The sequence below is a fragment of the Chromatiales bacterium genome (assembly GCA_014762505.1).
Taxonomy (GTDB): Bacteria; Pseudomonadota; Gammaproteobacteria; order SpSt-1174; family SpSt-1174; genus SpSt-1174.
Genome location: JABURS010000038.1, coordinates 58,721 through 76,524 on the forward strand (window position 1 = coordinate 58,721; position 17,804 = coordinate 76,524).

The 17,804-nt window shown below is 68.6% G+C and carries 19 protein-coding genes; all 19 read left to right on the forward strand.

The features are described 5' to 3' along the window. Positions 1-47 precede the first annotated feature (47 nt). The 19 genes from HUJ28_09085 (at position 48) to HUJ28_09175 (ending at position 17,798) form a co-directional block, all read left to right on the forward strand. Complete coding sequence (locus tag HUJ28_09085) at positions 48-689, forward strand: flagellar assembly protein FliH (GenBank protein ID MBD3619614.1); 642 nt, start codon at positions 48-50, stop codon at positions 687-689. Continuing rightward, the gene (fliI, locus tag HUJ28_09090) at positions 634-2,094 is read left to right on the forward strand and encodes a flagellar protein export ATPase FliI (protein MBD3619615.1); all 1,461 of its coding nucleotides are present in this window, start codon (positions 634-636) and stop codon (positions 2,092-2,094) included. The genes HUJ28_09085 and fliI overlap by 56 nt, the downstream gene beginning before the upstream one ends. Beyond that, complete coding sequence (gene fliJ / locus HUJ28_09095; protein MBD3619616.1) at positions 2,091-2,534, forward strand: flagellar export protein FliJ; 444 nt, start codon at positions 2,091-2,093, stop codon at positions 2,532-2,534. Before fliI ends, fliJ begins: the two co-directional genes overlap by 4 nt. 213 nt (positions 2,535-2,747) lie before the next feature. Next, on the forward strand, positions 2,748-3,776 hold the full coding sequence (locus HUJ28_09100; GenBank protein MBD3619617.1) for a flagellar hook-length control protein FliK: 1,029 nt from the start codon (positions 2,748-2,750) through the stop codon (positions 3,774-3,776). A 157-nt stretch (positions 3,777-3,933) separates the two neighbouring features. Next, positions 3,934-5,844: a HAMP domain-containing protein gene (locus HUJ28_09105; GenBank protein ID MBD3619618.1), complete on the forward strand. Its 1,911-nt coding sequence runs from the start codon at positions 3,934-3,936 to the stop codon at positions 5,842-5,844. A 234-nt stretch (positions 5,845-6,078) separates the two neighbouring features. After that, positions 6,079-6,582: a flagellar basal body-associated FliL family protein gene (locus HUJ28_09110; GenBank protein ID MBD3619619.1), complete on the forward strand. Its 504-nt coding sequence runs from the start codon at positions 6,079-6,081 to the stop codon at positions 6,580-6,582. Positions 6,583-6,591: 9 nt separating this feature from the next. Continuing rightward, positions 6,592-7,572: a flagellar motor switch protein FliM gene (fliM, locus tag HUJ28_09115; protein MBD3619620.1), complete on the forward strand. Its 981-nt coding sequence runs from the start codon at positions 6,592-6,594 to the stop codon at positions 7,570-7,572. Positions 7,573-7,595: 23 nt separating this feature from the next. After that, a complete protein-coding gene (fliN, locus tag HUJ28_09120) occupies positions 7,596-8,006 on the forward strand; it encodes a flagellar motor switch protein FliN (protein ID MBD3619621.1) in 411 nt (136 codons plus the stop codon). 20 nt (positions 8,007-8,026) lie between these two features. Next, on the forward strand, positions 8,027-8,503 hold the full coding sequence (fliO, locus tag HUJ28_09125) for a flagellar biosynthetic protein FliO (protein ID MBD3619622.1): 477 nt from the start codon (positions 8,027-8,029) through the stop codon (positions 8,501-8,503). After that, a complete protein-coding gene (gene fliP / locus HUJ28_09130) occupies positions 8,503-9,252 on the forward strand; it encodes a flagellar type III secretion system pore protein FliP (protein ID MBD3619623.1) in 750 nt (249 codons plus the stop codon). Before fliO ends, fliP begins: the two co-directional genes overlap by 1 nt. Positions 9,253-9,268: 16 nt before the next feature. Beyond that, positions 9,269-9,538 carry a flagellar biosynthesis protein FliQ gene (fliQ, locus tag HUJ28_09135; GenBank protein MBD3619624.1) on the forward strand — a complete coding sequence of 90 codons (270 nt, stop codon included), beginning with the start codon at positions 9,269-9,271 and terminating at the stop codon, positions 9,536-9,538. Between the two features lie 4 nt (positions 9,539-9,542). Continuing rightward, the gene (gene fliR / locus HUJ28_09140) at positions 9,543-10,325 is read left to right on the forward strand and encodes a flagellar biosynthetic protein FliR (GenBank protein ID MBD3619625.1); all 783 of its coding nucleotides are present in this window, start codon (positions 9,543-9,545) and stop codon (positions 10,323-10,325) included. Next, the gene (gene flhB / locus HUJ28_09145) at positions 10,325-11,452 is read left to right on the forward strand and encodes a flagellar type III secretion system protein FlhB (protein MBD3619626.1); all 1,128 of its coding nucleotides are present in this window, start codon (positions 10,325-10,327) and stop codon (positions 11,450-11,452) included. Before fliR ends, flhB begins: the two co-directional genes overlap by 1 nt. 15 nt (positions 11,453-11,467) lie before the next feature. Continuing rightward, positions 11,468-13,579: a flagellar biosynthesis protein FlhA gene (flhA, locus tag HUJ28_09150; protein MBD3619627.1), complete on the forward strand. Its 2,112-nt coding sequence runs from the start codon at positions 11,468-11,470 to the stop codon at positions 13,577-13,579. Positions 13,580-13,617: 38 nt separating this feature from the next. Continuing rightward, positions 13,618-14,952, forward strand: coding sequence for a flagellar biosynthesis protein FlhF (gene flhF, locus HUJ28_09155; GenBank protein MBD3619628.1), 1,335 nt, complete (start codon positions 13,618-13,620; stop codon positions 14,950-14,952). A 40-nt stretch (positions 14,953-14,992) separates the two neighbouring features. Further along, positions 14,993-15,817: a MinD/ParA family protein gene (locus HUJ28_09160; protein ID MBD3619629.1), complete on the forward strand. Its 825-nt coding sequence runs from the start codon at positions 14,993-14,995 to the stop codon at positions 15,815-15,817. Between the two features lie 25 nt (positions 15,818-15,842). After that, positions 15,843-16,562, forward strand: coding sequence for an RNA polymerase sigma factor FliA (locus HUJ28_09165; protein MBD3619630.1), 720 nt, complete (start codon positions 15,843-15,845; stop codon positions 16,560-16,562). A gap of 82 nt (positions 16,563-16,644) precedes the next feature. Beyond that, positions 16,645-17,037 carry a chemotaxis protein CheY gene (gene cheY, locus HUJ28_09170; protein MBD3619631.1) on the forward strand — a complete coding sequence of 131 codons (393 nt, stop codon included), beginning with the start codon at positions 16,645-16,647 and terminating at the stop codon, positions 17,035-17,037. Continuing rightward, on the forward strand, positions 17,037-17,798 hold the full coding sequence (locus HUJ28_09175; GenBank protein MBD3619632.1) for a protein phosphatase CheZ: 762 nt from the start codon (positions 17,037-17,039) through the stop codon (positions 17,796-17,798). The genes cheY and HUJ28_09175 overlap by 1 nt, the downstream gene beginning before the upstream one ends. The last annotated feature ends 6 nt before the right edge of the window (positions 17,799-17,804 follow it).

Here is a 17,804-nt window from a genome sequence, read left to right on the forward strand (position 1 = left end):
ATGGTCGTCATTCCCCGTCCAGAGCCAGCAGAGCCGGTGCAGCCGTCATGAGTTCCAAGATCATCTCCCGCGAGGAGGGCGAAGACATCCGCCCCTGGAGTGCGCCCCGGGTCGAGGGCTCGCATGTGGTGGGCGGCCGCCTGGTGCAGGACGAATCCACCCTCGTCACCGCCCAGCGCATCGAGGAGATCGAGCAGGAGGCCTGGGAGGCCGGGCATGCCCGCGGGCTCAAGGACGGCCAGGCCGAGGCACGCGCGCAGGCCGCCCGCGAGGTGCAGGCCCTGCGCGGCATCCTGGACCAGCTGGCCGAGCCGCTGGCCGTGCTGGACGAGACGGTGGAGGAATCCCTGCTGGAACTGGTGCTGGCCGTGGCGCGGCAGGTGATCCGCCGCGAGCTGCGCACCGATCCGGGCCAGATCGTGGCCACGGTGCGCGAGGCCCTGGAGGCCCTGCCGGTGGCGCAGCGCGAGATCGTCATCAAGCTGCACCCGGAGGATGCCGTGCTCGTGCGCGAACACCTGGGCGAGGGCCGGCCCCGCTGGACCATCGAGGAAGACCCGACCCTCACCCGTGGTGGCTGCCGCGTGGCCTCCGAGAGCTCGCGGGTGGACGCCACCGTGGAACGGCGCCTGAATGCCATCGCCGCCAGCCTGCTGGGCGGCGAGCGCGAGGAAGACAGCGGTGGCTGATCCAAAGACCCGCGACGCCGGCTACTGGCGCGAGCGCCTGGCGGCCCGCGCCGGGCGCCTGGCCGAGCCCGTGCGCCTGCAGGCCGAGGGGCGCGTCACCCGCATGGTGGGGCTCACGCTGGAGGCCGTGGGCCTGGAGGTGCCGGTGGGCGGGCGTTGCCTGATCCGGCTGCCGGCCGGCGGCGAGATCGAGGCCGAGGTGGTGGGCTTTTCCGGCGACCGGCTGTTTCTCATGCCCGTGGGCGATATCAGCGGGCTCACCCCCAATGCCCGCGTCATCCCCCTGCAGCACAGCTACCGTGTCCCGGTGGGTGACGGCCTGCTCGGGCGCGTGATCGATGCCGCCGGCCGGCCGCTGGACGGCAAGGGTCCCATCGACGCCCAGCAGCACGTGCCGCTGGCCGGGCGCGCGGTCAACCCGCTGGCCCGTGCGCCCATCCGCGAACCGCTGGACGTGGGGGTGCGTGCCATCAATGCCCTGCTGTCGGTGGGCCGCGGCCAGCGCATGGGCCTGTTCGCCGGCAGCGGCGTGGGCAAGAGCGTGCTGCTCGGCATGATGACCCGCTACACCGAGGCCGACATCGTAGTGGTGGGCCTGATCGGCGAGCGTGGCCGCGAGGTGAACGAGTTCGTGCAGAACATCCTCGGCCCCGAGGGCATGGCCCGCGCCGTGGTGGTGGCGGTGCCGGCCGACAACCCGCCGCTGATGCGCCTGCACGGGGCCATGCTCGCCACCGCCGTGGCCGAGCACTTCCGCGACCAGGGCCACAAGGTGCTGCTGCTGATGGATTCCCTCACGCGCTTTGCCCAGGCCCAGCGCGAGATCGCGCTCGCCATCGGTGAACCGCCGGCCACGCGCGGCTATACTCCCTCCGTGTTTGCCCGAATTCCCCAGCTCGTGGAGCGCGCCGGCAACGGTGACCGTGCCGACGGCGGCTCCATCACGGCCTTCTACACCGTGCTCACCGAGGGTGACGACCACAACGACCCCATCGCCGATGCCGCACGCGCCATTCTCGACGGCCATATCGTGCTCTCGCGGGACATCGCCGACAGCGGCCGCTACCCGGCCATCGACATCGAGGCCTCGGTGAGCCGCGTGATGACGGAGATCGTCGATGCGCGCCACCAGGCCGCCGCGCGCCGCTTCAAGCAGCTCTATTCCACCTACGAACAGCACCGCGACCTGATCAGCGTGGGCGCCTACCAGCGCGGCGCCGACCCGCGCGTGGACGAGGCCATCGAGTTCCACCCGCGGCTCGTCCAGTTCCTGCAGCAGGACATGCGCGAGGCCGTGGGCATGGAAGACAGCCGCCAGCAGCTCGAGGGCATGCTGCGTCCGCGCGAGCCCGAGGAGACCCCGCCCGGCCGCCAGGTCGCCACGCTTGAGGGTGTGCGCCGGTGAGCCGCGGCCTGAAACGCCTGGAGCCCGTGCAGCGCCTCAAGCAGTCGCGCGAGCGCGACGCCGCGCGCGCCCTGGGCGAGCGCCAGCAGGCCCTGGCCGCCGAGCAGCAGCGCCTGGAGGAGCTGCTGCGCTACCGCGAGGACTACCTAGCCCGCTACCAGGCCACCCTGGACCGCGGCGGCCTGGCCGTCGCGGCCCTGCAGGAATACCGCGTCTTCCTCGACCGCCTCGATCAGGCCATCGCCCAGCAGCAGGACGCCATCGAAATAACCGCCCGGACCCGCGACCAGAGCCGCGACCAGTGGCTCGCCACCCGCGTCGATTCACGCGCCATCGACAAGGTCGTCGCCAGCCGCCGCCGCGAACTCGAACACCAGGGCCGCAAGCGCGAACAGGCCGAGATGGACGAACACGCCGCCCGCCCGAAGCGTGAAGGGTGAGGGGTATCTAAAGGCGTTTTAGCCACAGAGTTCACAGAGGACACAGAGTAAAACCTCTCTCCTTCAACCTCTGTGTGCTCTGTGCCCTCTGTTGCGATTGGGTTTGTTCGCCTAACGACCTCACGACTTGCGACTTGTAACTCGTGACTTCCTCCCCCTGGCACGCATCCTGCTTTTACTCCAGCAGGAAACGATGCGAGACTACGCAACACCATGACGCCCTTTGCCTTCAACCTGTCTGCCACCGGCGCCCTGCCGTCCTCCGGGACGGGCGGGGCGGTGGGCGTGGCGACGCCGGAGGGCGGCGCGGAATCGGCGCTGGGGGCCTTTGCGGCCCTGTTCCAGAGCCTGGGGGCCGGGCAGGCAATGCCCACGGCCCTGCCGTCCGCCGGGGCGGAGGGCGAGGCGGCCGTCCTGGCCGGTGGCTTGCCGCCGGCCGGCAAGATCTTGCCGGGGCTTGCCGCCTTCAGCGGGCTGGCGGCGGGGCGGCAGCCGCTGGCCACGGGCGAGACGGCGACCGATGCCGGTCTGACGGCCGGCCTGGGCGAGCTGCTGTCGTCCATGGACGAGGAGTCGCTGGCCACCCGCCTGGCGGCGGCGCGTGACGGGGTGCGCCCGGATGGGGATTTCGCCCGCCTGATCCTGGCGGCCCGTCTGGCCGGTGCCGAGGCACGCACGCCCGATGCCGCGCTGAGCAGCGCCGAGCCGACCACGCTCACGGCCCTGCAACCGGCCACGGGCGAGGGGCGGGGCAGCGAGCCGGCTGCGGCCGCGCGCCACCTGCCGCCGCTGAACCCCCCCCTGCAGCACCCGGACTGGAACAACGACTTCGCCAACCGCATCGCCTGGCTGGCCAACAACCGGGTGCAGGCGGCCGAGATACGCTTGAATCCGCAGCACCTGGGGCCCATCGAGATCCAGGTCCGCATGGATGGCGATCAGGCCAACCTGGTGTTCGGTACGACCCATGCCCAGGTGCGCGATGCCATCGAGGCGGCGCTGCCGCGCCTGCGCGAGATGTTCGCCGCCCAGGGGCTGGACATGGGCAGCGTGGACGTGGACCTGCGTGACGGCGGCGCCCCGGCCTTCGCCGATCTCGGTCGCGAGGCGGGTGGCGGCGGCAGCAGTGACGGCCATGGCGAGCAGGCCGGCGAGGATGTCCGTGCCTCGGGTGCCGAGCCCGCCCTGGCCGCTGCCCCCGGCGCCGTGGTCAGCCAGGGGCTGCTGGACCTGTTCGTCTGACGCCCGCTGCCGCTAATCCCCGAGAAACTGTCAAGTAATCCGGCCTTCGGCCGATAATTTCCTCACGGGCAGGCTATAAGCCTGCAGTCGAACATTAAATCCGCGCCGGCAATGTACCGGGGTGGCCTGGCGGTGTGCATCCTCAGGAGACCGAACAATGCTTTCACGCTTCAAGATCCGTACCCGTATCATCGCCGGCTTCGTGCTGGTGCTGGCCATCACCCTCGGCGCCATGCTGCCCATCATGCTGCAACAGTTCAGCCAGCTGGAGCGCCAGTCCAACCAGCGCCAGCTCGAGTCGACCTATACCAGCGTGATGTCGGCGATCCGCGCAGAGGCCCGCCAGGCCGAGGCGCTCAGCGCCCTGGTGGCCAACATGCCGGAGGTCACCGCGGCCATGGCCAACGACGACCGGACGCGCCTGGCCGAGCTGATGGTGCCGACCTTCGCCACCATGAAGTCACAGTACGGCGCCCGGCAGTTCCAGTTCCACACCCCCCCGGCCACCTCCTACCTGCGCGTGCACAAACCGGAGAAATACGGCGACGACCTCTCGTCCTTCCGCCTGACCGTGGTCGAGACGAACCGGGCGCAGCGGCCCGTGCAGGGCCTGGAGCGCGGGGTGGCGGGTCTGGGCATCCGCGGCGTGGTGCCGGTATTCCACGAGGGTGCCCACCTGGGCTCGGTGGAGTTCGGCCTGTCCTTCGGCCAGCCCTTCTTCGACAAGTTCAAGGAAGAAAACCCGGGCATCGACGTGGCCCTGCACGTGGCGCGTGACGGCAAGTTCGAGACCTTCGCCTCCACCCTGGGCGAGTCGCTGCTCACGCCTGCGGATTACCAGTCCGCCATGCGCGGCCAGCCCAGCATGCATGATGCCGTGCTCGACGGCCGCCCGGTGGCCCTCTATGGACGTGCCGTGCACGACTTTTCGGGCAACCCCATCGGGGTGCTGGAGATCGCGATGGACGTGAGCGCGAACGCCGCGCTCATCAACGAGGCCAGCCGCACGGTGCTGGGCGCCGGCATCGTCGCCCTGGTCATCGCCCTGCTGGTGGCCCTGTTCATCACCCGCAGCATCGTGCGCCCGCTGTGCGTGGCCTCGCTGCGCATGGGCGACATCGCGGTGGGCGAGGGCGACCTCACCCAGCGCCTGGAGGTGCACGGCCGCGACGAACTCGCGCAGCTCGGCAACAACTTCAACAAGTTCGTGGCCCGCGTGCACGAGCTGGTGAAGCAGGTGGCCGGTGCCACCGCGCAGCTGGCCGCGGCGGCCGAGGAACTCACCGCCACCAGCGAGCAGACCCGCAGCAACGTGGCGCGCCAGCAGTCCGAGACCGACCAGGTGGCCACCGCCATGAACGAGATGACGGCCACCGCCCAGGAGGTGGCGCGCAACGCCGCCGATGCCGCCGATGCCGCCTCGGGTGCGGATGGCGACACCCGCAACGGCCAGCGCGTGGTGAACCAGACCATCAGCGCCATCCGCGAGCTGGTCGGCGAGGTGGAGAACGCCACCGGGGTGATCCACCGTCTGGAGGTGGACAGCGAGGAGATCGGCAAGGTGCTGGACGTGATCCGCGGCATCGCCGAACAGACCAACCTGCTGGCGCTGAATGCCGCCATCGAGGCGGCCCGTGCCGGCGAACAGGGTCGCGGCTTTGCCGTGGTGGCCGACGAGGTACGCACCCTGGCCCAGCGCACCCAGGAGTCCACCCGCGAGATCCAGGAGATGATCGAGCGCCTGCAGGGCGGCGCGCGCAACGCCGTGGAGGTGATGGGCGAGAGCCAGAAGCGTGCCCACCACACCGTGGATCGCGCGGCCGAGGCCGACACCTCGCTCAAGGCCATCACCGAGGCGGTGGCGCGCATCAACGAGATGAATGCCCAGATCGCCAGCGCGGCCGAGGAACAGACCGCGGTGGCAGAGGAGATCAACCGCAACGTGGTCAACATCAGCCAGGCAGTGAGCGACACCACCCAGGGGGCGGAGCACACCGCACAGGCCAGCGACGAGCTGGCGCGGCTGGCGGCCGACCTGCAGCACCGCGTGGGCCAGTTCCGGGTCTAGCCCGGTGGCCCCGCCCACCCCGACGGCCGGCGCGTCTGACGCGCCGGCCGTCGGCTCTTCCAGGCGACGGATTCCCGTCGCTTTTCCTCGTCAGTGCCCTGCGGGGCGAGTCAAATCCTCGTCGGCGACCCCGTCGGAATTTCGTAACTAACTGTTTCCAATATATTTTAAAGGTCGTTTTCCCTGTGGCACGGGACTTGCTTCATCCCATGCAGCATTCACAGGGGAGCGGTCATGGCTGAAGAGAACGACACCAACATCGCGGAAAACGCCGAGGGCAAGCCGAAGAAGAAACGGCTGCTGGTCATCGGACTGATCGTGCTGCTGCTGGCCGGGGCGGGCGGTGGGGCGGCCCTGTTCCTGGCCGGGGGCGAGGAGGCCGGCGACGAGGCGGCCGAGCCGGCCGTGGCGCAGGATGCCCCTCCCCAGTACTTCGCCATCGAACCCGCTCTCGTGGTGAACTTCGAGCAGGCCGCGCGGGTGCGTTACCTGCAGGTGAAGCTCGAGGTGATGGCGCGTGACAAGGCGGCCCTGGATGCCGTGCAGCAGCACATGCCGGTGATCCGCAACAACCTCAACCTGCTGTTCAGCCAGCAGGACCCGGCGGTACTCGCCACGCGCGAGGGCAAGGAGGCCCTGCAACAGCAGGCCGTGGCCGAGATCCAGCAGGTGCTGGAGGCCCAGGGCGCGACAGCCACCGTCGAGCAGGTCTACTTCACCAGCTTCGTGATGCAGTAGGGCGCGTTCATGGCCACCAACGACATCCTCTCCCAGGACGAGATCGACGCGCTGCTCCACGGCGTGGAGGACGGCGACGTCTCCACGAAGGAGGATCTGCCGCCCGGCGAGGCGCGTCAGTACGACTTCACCAGCCAGGAACGCATCGTCCGCGGGCGCATGCCCACGCTGGAGATGATCAACGAGCGCTTCGCCCGTCACTTCCGCATCAGCCTGTTCAACATGCTGCGCCGCTCGGCGGAGATCGCGGTGGTCGGCATCCGCATGGTGAAGTTCTCGGAATACGTACACAGCCTCTACGTGCCCACCAGTCTCAACCTGGTGCGCATTCGTCCGCTGCGCGGCACCTCGCTGTTCGTGATCGATCCCAAGCTGGTGTTCGTGCTGGTGGACAACTTCTTCGGCGGCGAGGGGCGCTACTACACCAAGATCGAGGGGCGCGAGTTCACGCCCACCGAGACGCGCGTCATCCAGATGATGCTCAACGCCGTGTTCACCGACCTCAAGGAGGCCTGGGCGCCGGTGATGAAGCTGGACTTCGAGTTCCAGAACGCCGAGGTGAATCCGCAGTTCGCCAACATCGTGAGCCCCACCGAGGTGGTGGTGGTCTCCACCTTCGACGTGGAGCTCGACGGCGGCGGCGGCCAGCTGCACGTGACCATGCCCTATTCGATGATCGAGCCCATCCGCGAGCACCTCGACATGGGGCTGCAGAGCGATCGTTCCGACATCGACCAGCGCTGGATCCGTGCCCTGCAGGAAGAGATCAAGAGCGCCCCGGTGGAACTCTCCGCGACGCTGACGGAGACCGAACTGAGCGTGGGCGATGTCATGGCGCTGAAGGCCGGCGACATCATTCCCGTGGAGCTGCCGGAGACCGTGCTCGTGCGCAGCCGCGGCGTGCCCGTGTTCCGCGGCCATTTCGGCGTCTCCGACGGGCTGAACGCCGTGAAGATCACGGAATTCATGAAACACAAGATCGACGACTGATCGGGTAAAGGCAGGAGATGACCATGAGTCAGGACAACGAGAACGGCAGCACCGACGCGGCCGACGACTGGGCCGCGGCCCTGGCCGAGCAGGCCGACGCCGGCGACAAGGGCCAGGACGTGCAGCGCGCGGAATTCAATTCCCTGCGCGACGAGACGGGCGGCGCCAGGGGTGGGGAGAACCTCGACATGGTGCTGGAGATCCCGGTGACCATCTCGCTGGAGGTGGGCAATACCCAGATCCCCATCCGCAACCTGTTGCAGCTCAACCAGGGCTCGGTGGTGGAGCTCGACCGCCTGGCGGGCGAGCCGCTGGACGTGAAGGTGAACGGCACCCTCATCGCCCATGGCGAGGTGGTGGTGGTGAACGAGAAGTTCGGCATCCGCCTCACCGACATCATCAGCCCCGCTGAGCGCGTGAAGAAGCTGCGTTGATGAAGCGGGTCGGTCACATGATGCATCGTCTCCTGCTCGCCCTGTTTGCGACGGGCTGCAGCCTGTCCGCCCTGGCGGAGACCGCCACCGAGGCGGAACCCGCGGCGGCGGCCGGCCGTCAGGCGGCGGGTTTCGCCGCCAGCAGCGGCTCGGGGGCGGGCTATCTCGCCCAGCTCGTGGTCGGGCTGATGGTGGTGGTGGCGGGCATCCTGGTGCTGGCCTGGTTCCTGCGCCGCATGAACCTCGTCAACAGCGGCGCGGGCGGCGCCTTGCGCGTGCTGGGCGGGGTGTCGGTGGGCCAGCGCGAGCGCGTGGTGCTCCTGCAGGTGGGCGAACAGCAGATGCTGGTGGGCGTGGCCCCCGGCAGCGTACGCCTGATCCGCGAGCTCGACGAACCGCTGGCGCTGGACCGCCCGCGCGAGCGCGATACCGCCGGCGGTTTCTCCCGCCAGCTCGCCGCCGCCCTGGCCGGCCGCAAGACGGGGGGCGATGCGTGATGCGCCGCTGCTTGCGTCTCCTGCTCCTGCTGCTGCCCGTGCTGGCCGCCACACCGGCCCTGGCGGCGCCGGACTTCCCGATCCTGAACGTGGAGCCGGGTGCGGACGGTGGTCAGGAATACTCGATCACCCTGCAGGTGCTGTTCCTGATGACCCTGCTGAGCCTGCTGCCGGCGGCGCTCATCATGACCACCTCCTTCACCCGCATCATCATCGTGCTGGCCATCCTGCGCCAGGGGCTGGGCACGGCGCAGACGCCGTCCAACCAGATCCTGGTCGGCCTGGCGCTGTTCCTCACCCTGTTCATCATGTCGCCGGTCTTCAGCCAGGCCTATACCGACGGCATCAAGCCCTATTTCGACGAGACCATCGGCGCCGAGCAGGCCATGGAGCGCACGGCCGCGCCGTTCCGCACCTTCATGCTGGAGCAGACGCGCGAGCCCGACATCGCCCTGTTTGCCGGCATCTCCGGTCGCGACGGCTTCGCCTCGCCGGAGGAGGTGCCCTTCACCATCCTGTTGCCGGCCTTCGTCACCAGCGAACTGAAGACGGCCTTCCAGATCGGCTTCCTGATCCTGATCCCGTTTCTCATCATCGACCTGGTGGTGGCGAGCGTGCTCATGTCCATGGGTATGGTGATGCTCTCGCCGCTGATCATCTCGCTGCCCTTCAAGCTGATGCTGTTCGTGCTGGTCGACGGCTGGTCGCTGATCATGGGCACGCTGGCCGCCAGCTTCTTCGCCACCTGACCGCCGAGGACCGCGCATGACTCCGGATACCGTCATCGACATCGCCCAGGAGGCGCTCTACGTCACGGCGCTGCTGGCGGCCCCCATGCTGCTCACTGCGCTGGGCGTGGGCCTTTTGATCGGCATGGTGCAGGCCGCCACGCAGATCCAGGAAATGACCCTGAGCTTCATCCCCAAGCTCATCGGCGTGGCCGTGGCCCTGATCGTGGCGGGGCACTGGATGATGAACCTCGTCATCAATTTCACGGAAGAGCTGTACTACAACATCCCGAATCTCATCGGCTGATCCCATGACGGTCACCGCCCCCGAACTCATCGCGCTGGTCAGCGGCTTCTTCTGGCCCTTCATCCGCATCGGCGCCATGTTCGTGGCCGCGCCGCTGCTGGGGGCGCAGACCATGCCCCTGCGCGTGCGCATCGCCGCCTCGCTGGCGCTCACGGCCGTGGTCGCGCCCATGATCGAGGTGCCGGTGGGGGTCGAGCCCTTCAGCCTGCTGGGCCTGCTCACCACCTTCCAACAGGTGCTGATCGGTGCGGCCATGGGCTTCACGCTGCAGCTCGTGTTCAGCGCCATGACCCAGGCCGGCGAGGCCATCGCCATGAGCATGGGCCTGGGCTTCGCCTCGATGATGGACCCGCAGAACGGCGTGCAGGTGCCGGTGGTGTCGCAGTACTACGTGGTGGTCTCCACCCTGATCTTCCTGGCGCTCAACGGCCACCTGGTGCTGATCGAGGTGGTGTACCGCAGCTTCGACACCCTGCCGGTGGCCGCTGCCGGCCTGGACCGCGACGCCTTCTGGCTGCTGGTGCAGTGGGGCAGCGAGATGTTCGCCGGGGCGGTGCTGGTGGCCCTGCCGGCGGTGGCGGCGCTCATGCTGGTGAACATCGCCTTCGGCGTGATCACGCGCGCCGCGCCCCAGCTCAACATCTTCGCCGTGGGCTTCCCCATGACCCTGCTCATCGGCTTCGTCATGATGCTGCTTAGCCTGCCGAGCCTGCTGCCGCAGGTGACTGACCTGCTGCTCAGCGCCTTTGGCCTGATGGAGCGCATGACCGCGGGAGGCGCGCCGTAATGGCCGAGAACGAAAGCGCCCAGGAAAAGACCGAAGAGGCCACCCCAAAACGCCTGCGCGACGCGCGCGAGAAGGGGCAGGTGCCGCGCTCGCGCGAACTCAACACCATGGTGCTGCTGGTGGCCTCGGCCGGCACGCTGCTGGCCTTCGGCCCGATGATGGGGGAGAGCCTGATCCGTCTGCTGGAGGCAGGGTTCAGCTTCGAGCGCGCCGATGTCTTCGATACCGGTGCCATGGCGCGCCGCTTCATCGAGGGGATAGGGCAGGGCTTTTATCTCAGCGCGCCGCTGCTGGTGGTGGCCTTTGCCGTGGCGCTGATCGCGCCGATCTCCATCGGCGGCTGGTCGTTCAGCACCGAGGCGCTGGCGCCCAAGCTGGAGAAGCTGGACCCGATCAAGGGCCTGAAGCGCGTGTTCGGCTGGCAGGGGCTGATGGAACTGGTGAAGGCCCTGGCCAAGTTCGTGGTGGTGACGGTAGTGGCCGGCCTGCTGCTCTGGGGCATGGCCGGCGAGCTGCTCACCCTGGGCAACGAGCCGGTGGCGCAGGGCCTGGCCCATGCCTCGCGCATGGTGGGCTGGGCGTTTCTGTCCATGAGCGCGGTGATGATCCTGATCGCCGCCATCGACGTGCCCTTCCAGCTGTGGAACCACGCCCACCAGCTGCGCATGACGCGCCAGGAGATCAAGGACGAGTTCAAGGAGACCGAGGGCCGCCCCGAGGTGAAGGGCCGGATCCGCCAGCTGCAGCGCGAGATGGCACAGCGCCGCATGATGGAGCAGGTGCCCAAGGCCGACGTGATCGTCACCAACCCGACCCACTTCGCCGTGGCCCTCAAGTACGGCCGGCGCATGAACGCCCCGCGGGTGGTGGCCAAGGGGGCCGACCTGGTGGCGAAGAACATCCGCGAGGTGGCGGCCGAGCACGGCGTGCCCCTGTTCGAGGCCCCGCCGCTGGCACGCGCGCTCTACTACAGCACCGACATCGACCAGGAGATCCCGGGCGGGCTGTACGTCGCCGTGGCCCAGGTGCTGGCCTATGTGTACCAGCTGAAGAACGTTACCCGTGGCGGCCCGCAGCCGGAGCCGCCGCGCGATCTGCAGGTGCCGGACGAATTCCGGCAGGACTAAAGGTGAACTGACGACATGGCAACCACCACCGCCAATCCGACCTGGCTGGACCGCGTGCAGCTGATCACGCGCAGCGGCCTGGGCACGCCCATCATCCTCGCCGCCATGCTGGCGATGCTCGTGCTGCCGCTGCCGCCGCTGATGCTCGACGTGCTCTTCACCTTCAATATCGCCCTGGGCATGGTGGTGCTGCTGGTAACGGTGTACACGCGCCGGCCGCTGGAGTTCGCCGTCTTCCCCACCGTGCTGCTCATCGCCACCCTGCTGCGCCTGGCGCTGAACGTGGCCTCCACCCGTGTGGTGCTGCTGGAGGGGCATACCGGCACCGACGCCGCCGGCCAGGTGATCCAGGCCTTCGGCGAGTTCGTGGTGGGCGGCAACTACGCCGTCGGCCTGGTGGTGTTCGCCATCCTCGTCATCATCAACTTCGTGGTGGTGACCAAGGGTGCCGGGCGCGTGTCGGAAGTGACCGCCCGCTTCACCCTGGATGCCATGCCGGGCAAGCAGATGGCCATCGACGCCGATCTCAACGCCGGGCTCATCACCCAGGACGAGGCCCGCCAGCGCCGCGAGGAGATCAGCCAGGAGTCGGATTTCTACGGGGCCATGGACGGTGCCAGCAAGTTCGTGCGCGGGGACGCCATCGCCGGGATTCTCATCCTGTTCATCAACATCATCGGCGGTCTCACCATCGGCCTGGCCCAGCACGGCATGAGCCTGGCCGACGCGGCCCACAACTACACCCTGCTGACCATCGGCGACGGCCTGGTGGCGCAGATCCCCTCGCTGGTGCTCTCCACGGCCACGGCCATCATCGTCACCCGCGTCTCGGCCGCCCGCGACATGGGGCAGCAGGTGGTGGGCCAGGTGTTTGGCAACCCGCGGGCCATGGCGGTGACCGCCGGCGTGATCGGCACGCTGGGCCTGGTACCGGGCATGCCCAACACCGTGTTCATCGTGCTGGCGGCCCTGTTCGGGGCGGCCGCCTGGATGGGCTGGCAGCGCGAGCGCGCCGAGGCGGAGGCCGAGGCCCGGCCGGCGACGCCGGCGGCGGCGCCCGAGGCGGCGGAGATGAAGGAGCTGTCCTGGGACGACGTCGGCCCGGTGGACATCGTCGGCCTGGAGGTGGGCTACCGCCTGATCCCGCTGGTGGACAAGGACCAGGGCGGGCAGCTGATGGCGCGGATCAAGGGCGTGCGGCGCAAGCTCTCCTCCGAGCTCGGCTTCCTCATCCAGCCGGTGCACATCCGCGACAACCTGGACCTGTCGCCCAACGCCTACCGCATCACTCTGATGGGCGTGCCGGTGGCCGAGGCGGAGGTGCATCCGGACCGCGAGCTCGCCATCAACCCGGGCAAGGTCTACGGCAAGCTGCAGGGCATCAATACCAAGGACCCGTCCTTCGGCCTGGAGGCCGTGTGGATCGACCCGGGCCAGCGCGAGCACGCGCAGGGCCTGGGCTACACGGTGGTGGACGCGAGCACGGTGGTGGCCACGCACATGAGCCAGATCCTGCAGACCCATGCCCACGAGCTGCTGGGCCACGAGGAGGTGCAGCAGCTGCTGGACATGCTGGCGAAGAACGCGCCCAACCTGGTGGAGAACCTGGTGCCGAAGTCGCTGCCGGTGGGTACGGTGCTGAAGGTGCTGCAGAACCTGCTGGAGGAGGGGATCCCGATCCGCGACATGCGCAGCATCGCCGAAACCTTGGCGGAACACGCGCCGAGGAGTCAAGACCCCGACGCCCTGACCCAGCAGGTGCGCGTGACGCTGTCGCGCTCGATCGTGCAGAACATCGCCGGAACCGCATCAGAGCTGCCTCTGATCACCCTCGACCCCTCGTTGGAACAGTTATTGCAAAGAAGCCTGCAGGGGGCGTCCGCCGGTGGCGGACTGGGCATCGAACCGGGCCTGGCCGAACGGCTGCAGCGCTCGGTCACCGAGACCGCCCAGCGCCTGGAGGCCGAGGGACAGCCGGCCATCCTGGTGGTCCCGCCGGACCTGCGGCCCTGGCTGTCACGCTGGCTGCGCAGCGCCACCGGCGCCCTGAACGTGCTGTCCTACAGCGAGATTCCGGACAACCGCCGCATTCGCGTGATCGCGACCCTGGGCGGCAACGACAAGTAACGGCGACCGGTGCGACCGGCGGCGCAAGAGGATAGGGCATGAAGATCAAGCGATTCTTCGCACAGGACATGCGGCAGGCCATCCGGCTGGTGCGCGAGGAGCACGGCCCGGATGCGGTGATCCTGTCCACGCGGCGTGCCGAAGGGGGCATCGAGATCATCTCCGCCATCGATTTCGACCAGGACACGGTGCATGCCATGGCGGGCGTGGCACCCGAGCCGGCACCCGCGCCCTGGGAATTCAGCCTGGACGACGCGGACGATCGGCTGCCGGCGATGGCGGGTGCCCGCGCGGACGACGCGCCCACCAGCCTGGCCGAACTCACCGCCCGCCGCGAGGCCGCGCCGGCCCGTGTCGATGCGCCCGCACGGCCCGAAAAGGAAGTGGTCTGGTCGCAGGACCCGGCCATCGTCGCCATGCGCCAGGAGCTCGAATCCATGCGCGGCCTGCTGCAGGACCAGCTCTCGCAGCTCGCCTGGGGCGACTACGCCCGCAAGCACCCGCTCAAGGCCCAGCTGCTGCGTCGTCTGAGCCGCCTGGGGCTGGCCACGCCGCTGGCGCGCGAGGTGGCCGAGGGTCTGGCCGGCGTGTCCGATCCGGACGAGGCCTGGCAGCTCGCCCTGGCGCAGCTGGTGCGCAGGACCCCGGTCACCGACGACACCCTGCTGGCGCACGGTGGCGTGGTGGCCCTGGTCGGCCCCACCGGCGTGGGCAAGACCACCACCATCGCCAAGCTGGCCGCCCGCTTCGTGCAGCGCCACGGCCGCGGCCACGTCGCCCTGGTGAGCACCGACAGCTACCGCATCGGCGCGCAGAAGCAGCTCATGACCTTCGGCCAGATCCTCGGCGTGGAGACGCATAACGTAAACTCCCCCGAGGAGCTCGACGGCGTGCTGCGCCGGCTGGCCGGCAAGAAGCTGGTGCTGATCGACACCGCCGGCATGAGCCAGCGCGACGTGCGCCTGGCCCAGCAGTTCGGCTCCATCGCGGCCAACCCGCTGATCCGCACCTACCTCGTCATGTCCGCCAATACCGAGCGGGCGGTGATGGAGGAGACGGTGGCGGCCTTCCGCCAGGTGCGCGTCGACGGCATGGTCATCACCAAGATCGACGAGGCGGTGACCCTGGGCGCCTCGCTGTCGGTGGCCATCGGCAACGGCCTGCCCATCGCCTATGTGAGCGACGGCCAGCGCGTGCCCGAGGACCTGCATCCGGCGCGCGCCGACCGCCTGGTCAAGCGTGCCGTGCACCTGACCCAGGTGCATCGCAAGGCCGAGGCGCTGCGTGCCGGCCGCGACGCGACCCAGGACCTGGGCAAGAACGCGAACAAGAACACGAACAACCGGAGGAACGGCGCCCATGCCCGTATCTGAGACCATGGCCCCCGGCGACCAGGCCGCAGGGCTGCGCCGCATGGTGGCCCCCAAACCCGTCCGCGTGATCGCCGTCGCCAGCGGCAAGGGCGGGGTGGGCAAGACCAACGTCTCGGTGAACCTCGCCGTGGCCATGGCCGCCAGCGGGCAGCAGGTCATGCTGATGGACGCCGACCTGGCCATGGCCAACGTCGACGTGCTGCTGGGCCTGCGCCCGGAGGGCAACCTCTCGCACGTCATCGACGGCAAGCTCACCCTGGAGGAGGTGCTGGTCGAGGGGCCCGAAGGGCTGCTGATCGTGCCAGCCTCCTCGGGCGTCTCGCGCCTGGCCCAGCTCACGCCGGCCGAGCACGCGGGGCTGATCCGTGCCTTCAGCGAGCTCAGCGTGCCGCTGGACACCCTCGTCATCGACACCGCCGCGGGCGTCTCCGACAGCGTGGTGAGCTTCACCCACGCCGCCCAGGAGGTGATCGTGGTGGTCTGCGACGAGCCGGCCTCCATCACGGATGCCTACGCCCTGATCAAGGTGCTGAGCCGCGAGCATGGCGTGAATCGCTTCCAGATCCTGGCCAATATGGCGGCCTCGGACGACGAGGGTCGTAATCTTTATCGCAAGATCGCGACCGTTTGCGACCGTTATCTGGATGTAACCTTGCATTTTCTCGGCACGATCCCGCAGGATGAATACCTGCGCAAGGCCGTGCAGAAGCAGGCGCCGGTGGTGCAGGCCTATCCGGGCAGTCGCTCGGCCAAGGCCTTCAAGGCCATCGCCGGCAAGGCCGACAAGTGGCCGCCGCCCACGGGCATGAGCGGCAAGCTGGAATTCTTCGTGGAACGTCTGATCAACCCGCAATACGGCGGGTGAGGAGGGCGTCATTAACGGTCTGGCCATGTATACCGATGTGCAACAGAGTGACGGAAACGAGCTGGTCATCCAGCACGCCCCCCTGCTCAAGCGCATTGCCTACCACCTGATCAGTCGCCTGCCGGCCAGTGTGCAGGTCGAGGACCTGATCCAGGCCGGCATGATCGGCCTGCTGGAGGCCTCGCGCAATTACGATGCGAGCCAGGGTGCGAGCTTCGAGACCTATGCGGGCATCCGCATCCGCGGCGCCATGATGGACGAGATCCGCCGTGGCGACTGGACCCCCCGGTCGGTGCACCGGCGCACGCGCGAGATGGCGCAGGCGGTGCGCGAGATCGAGGGGCGCGAGGGGCGCGAGGCGCAGGATGCCGAGGTCGCCCGCGTGATGGGCATCACGCTGGACGAGTATCACAACCTGCTGCGCGATGCCGCCGGCAGCCGCGTGCTGAGCTTCGAGGACCTCGGCTACGAGGGTCGCGACAGCGTCGAATCGCTGCCGGACCACGGTGACGGTCCGCTGGACGAGCTCGGCCGCGACGGCTTTCGCGAGGCCCTGGCCGAGGCCATCACCGGGTTGCCCGAGCGCGAGCGCCTGGTGATGGCGCTGTATTACGACGAGGAGCTCAACCTGCGCGAGATCGGCGAGGTGCTGGGGGTGAGCGAATCACGCGTCTGCCAGATTCACGGCCAGGCACTGGTGCGCCTGCGCGCACGGCTGTCGGAGTGGCAGACCGACGAGGCGTGACGCCCGCCGCCCGGCGCGGCACAATCGGCCCCGCGTGTCCGGCGCGGCCCGCGAATTCATTGGTTTGTTCTGGAGGCATGAAGTGGACAAGAACATGAAGATCCTGATCGTGGACGACTTCTCCACGATGCGGCGCATCATCAAGAACCTGCTGCGCGACCTGGGGTTCAACAACACGGTGGAGGCCGACGACGGCAACACCGCGCTGCCCATCCTCAAGGCCGGTGGCATCGACTTCCTCGTCACCGACTGGAACATGCCGGGCATGCCGGGCATCGACCTGCTGCGTGCGGTGCGGGCCGACGAGAAGCTCGCCTCGCTGCCGGTGCTGCTGGTGACCGCCGAGGCCAAGCGCGAGCAGATCGTGGAGGCCGCCCAGGCAGGGGTCAACGGCTACGTGGTGAAGCCCTTCACCGCGGAAACCCTCAAGGAAAAGATCGAGAAGATATTCGAGCGCGTCGAAGGCGGTGCGTGATGACGCTGCCGCTGGACGACAAGGCCCGCGCCGAGTTCCTCACCCACGCGCGCGAGATCGTGGCGCGCCTGGAGGCCGCGGATGACGAAGGCTTCATGGCCGCGCTGGATACCCTGGCGCGCACCCGCGAGACCGATCTGTTCAACGAGCTGGGCAAGCTCACCCGTTCCCTGCACGAGACCCTGACGGGGTTTCAGCTCGATTCGCGCATCAGCGCCCTGGCGGAAAAGGACATCCCGGACGCCAAGGAACGCCTCAATTACGTCATCACCATGACCGAGCAGGCGGCCAATCGCACCATGGATGCGATTGAAGAAATGCTGCCACTGGCCGAAACACTGGGGGAGCGCGCCGAAAAACACGCCACCGCCTGGAAGCGGTTTCGCGGGCGCGAGATGCCGGTGGACGAGTTTCGCGAGCTGAGCCGCGAGCTGGATGGCTTCTTCGAGCAGGCCTCGATGGACATCCAGCAGCTGCGGGGCAGTCTCTCCGACGTCCTCATGGCGCAGGATTACCAGGACCTGACCGGCCAGATCATCCGTCGCGTGATCACCATGGTGCAGGAGGTCGAGGAGCAGCTGGTCGAGCTGATACGCGTCGCCGGCAAGCGCCTCGCCCCCGATGCCGAGGAAGATGCACAGCTCAAGGAAGAGGACGACAACCGCAGGGGTGTGGGCCCGGCCGTGCCGGGCGTCGACAAGGGCGATGTGGTCAGCAGTCAGGACGAAGTCGACGATTTGCTGTCAAGCCTCGGTTTCTGAGGCGGG